The following is a 2,632-nucleotide window of genomic DNA, read 5'->3' as shown; positions in this document are numbered from 1 at the left end:
TCGAATTTAAACATATCCACCCGACAACCTAGAATTAAATAGACACGCAAGCTCCCCACCAATACGAATACTTACGGAAAATGACTATTAAATGACTCACCCAAGGTGCCATCGATAAGCTGATCCAGCACAAAAACCCCCTTCACATGCCCACTGACACACCCACACTGCAGCAGTAAACAAAGACTTTCTCAGGCGCACCGAGACGGTCAATTGGTCGAGTATATATTTAACATTGCATCCACCTCAGAAGGAAAAGCCGCACAGCAATCAATACCCATACAACTCCCGAATCTCAAAAAAATACTTTTTCCATTCTCTTGTTCCTTGAGCACTTCGAATGGCAGACTTCCATGCTGCGCAAATGGGCTGATGGGAATCAAGCGACGTAGCGGCATAGATCTCAAGCCGAGCGATCTCCATGACTTCGACAATTTCCCGATGGGGCAGCCTAAGTTCGTGACGCAAAGAGAACCAAGCAGCCTCTGCGGGCGCCAAGAATAGATCAAACCGATTTGCCTTAAGCATCGAAAGTCCAATCCTGTTGTTGGCGACTACTTGTTGAACATTGATCCCAATGGAGGCAGCCCATTGCTGAAGCCCCTCCGCTCGAACGGCGCCTATGCGATATGAACTCAGCGCTCCAATCGACTGTGGAGTAACTGGACGCCCACTTGAGGCGAACGCACAATAACGAACATCGAACAACCGCTCCAGCCACTTCAGAGATTCTTCGCGTGTTGGAATTTTAATTACAGGCATCAATACCGTATTAGAAGCACGCCCACCAATACTAACCAAACGCTCCATAGGCGCAACGCCTACTATTGAAAAGTTAAATGGAAGCCTGGGCTTAATCATTTTCAACAAGGTGGGCAAAACTCCTTCAAGCACTCCATCGCCGCCACGAAAGACGTAAGGACCAACCTCGCCTAACATTACCATTCCGGCATGTTGAGCATCAACGACCCGAGCGCAAACAGGTACGGGGCATAACGGCAGAGCAATAACCTTACCCGTCTTAATTAGTGCCTGCCTGCGTGAAAGTGTATTCATTGCTAGGGACCGGTCATAGAAAGACATTGAACAATTACTGGTCGAAAACAAAAACAGAAGTAGCGACCGACAAACGTCCCGCATTGTCTCTCAGAGACGCTGCTGCCGCTGCTGACTGCTCAACAAGAGCCGCATTCTGTTGAGTAGCTCTGTCGAGATCCACAATCGCCGCATTAACATCTTGAATGCCGAACGACTGAGTTTTGCATGCTTTAGCCAATTCGGCAATTAACACACTTAAGGTACCCACATGAGCAACAATAAGGCTCATCGATGCAGCAGCGTCCTTAACTCGACGCTCCCCATCTGATATTTGCTCTACTGAACTCTGAATTAACACTTTTATTTGCTTCGCAGCCGAGGCGCTTTTATGAGACAAAGTCCGAACTTCAGAAGCGACAACCGCAAAACCACGCCCCAACTCACCCGCACGGGAAGCCTCTACGGCAGCATTTAGTGCAAGAATATTTGTCTGGAACGCCATAGCATCTATAACCGACGTTATTTCTGCTATTTGCTTGGCGCTTGAACTAATACGAGCCATGCTTTCGCATGCGCCGACAACAGCGCTTCCACTATCGCGAGCTATTCGGTCTGCTTCATGCGCCAGCTGAGCGGCGCGCGCCGCACCGTCTGCTGACTGCTTGACAGATGCCGTAATTTCCATTACCGCATTAGCGGTGCGCTGAAGGCTTGCGGCTGCTTGCTCCGTACGCCAACTCAAATCTTGATTCCCTACGGCTATCTCGTTCACCGCCGTGTCTACCGAGCCCACGCCATCGCGAACTACGGATATCAATCCTCGAAGCCTACGACACATCTGATCAAGCGCCAAATGCAATTCACCAAACTCATCACCGCGGCTGGAATTAAACTGATGTGATAAATTTCCCTCTGAAACTTCTTTGGTCGCGGCTACCGCCGCAGACAACGGCAATCGAATGGATCGAACAAGCGCACCTGCGCCACAAATCATAAGCACGAATAGCAGCGCCATCCCTCCTAATGCTTTCAACAACAAGTCATGCCTTTTGGTCGCCGCATCAACATGCACGGCATTAGCCAACTGAGCCTGAAACGCAGCGTAATCGTCCAAAGCGGCTAGGTATCTCTTTGAAGTGACATCAAATTCCTGCAGAGCAGAGGCAATCTGACTGGAAGAAGCGCCTGCCTTAGCAGTTCTGATTGAACTTAACGCTGCAAGCACCTCCGTGCGGAGCGCCCTAATCTGATTCAAAATTTGTCGATCAGCCGACCCACTAGAGTTACCTTCAATCTCACTTTGGACATTCGATATACGACGAGTTCCTTCGGCAATTAGCGGCATCAGCAATTCTCGAGATGCCGCCTCCGGCATAATTGCAGTCGCTTGCACGAGAACAATATTGGAACGCACCAGAGAAACCCATTGCATCGCGGATATCCTCCTGTTCGCATGCTCGTTATCCAAAGCCTCTGCATGGGATATAACCGCCTCAAGTCTCCAGCCTACGATTGCAGTAGCAGCTATTACTGCGAGCATTGAGAACCCGAGAGCAAGCCAAAGACGCGCTGCCACTGTTAGGTTTGATAGCCT

At 49.7% G+C, this 2,632-nt stretch carries 2 protein-coding genes; both read right to left on the bottom strand.

The window, feature by feature from the left end:
• Positions 1 to 270: 270 nt before the first annotated feature.
• Positions 271 to 1,056, bottom strand: coding sequence for a hypothetical protein (locus LC605_RS32475; protein ID WP_229551472.1), 786 nt, complete (start codon positions 1,054 to 1,056; stop codon positions 271 to 273).
• Between the two features lie 34 nt (positions 1,057 to 1,090).
• Positions 1,091 to 2,632 (bottom strand): methyl-accepting chemotaxis protein (locus tag LC605_RS32470; RefSeq protein ID WP_229551471.1); only part of this gene is annotated, 1,542 nt, incomplete at its 5' end.

It is taken from the genome of Nostoc sp. CHAB 5836, assembly GCF_020829445.1.
In the GTDB taxonomy this organism is placed as follows: Bacteria; Cyanobacteriota; Cyanobacteriia; order Cyanobacteriales; family Nostocaceae; genus Nostoc.
Note: the sequence above shows the minus strand (reverse complement) of the source record. Positions and strands in the feature narration are given on the sequence as shown.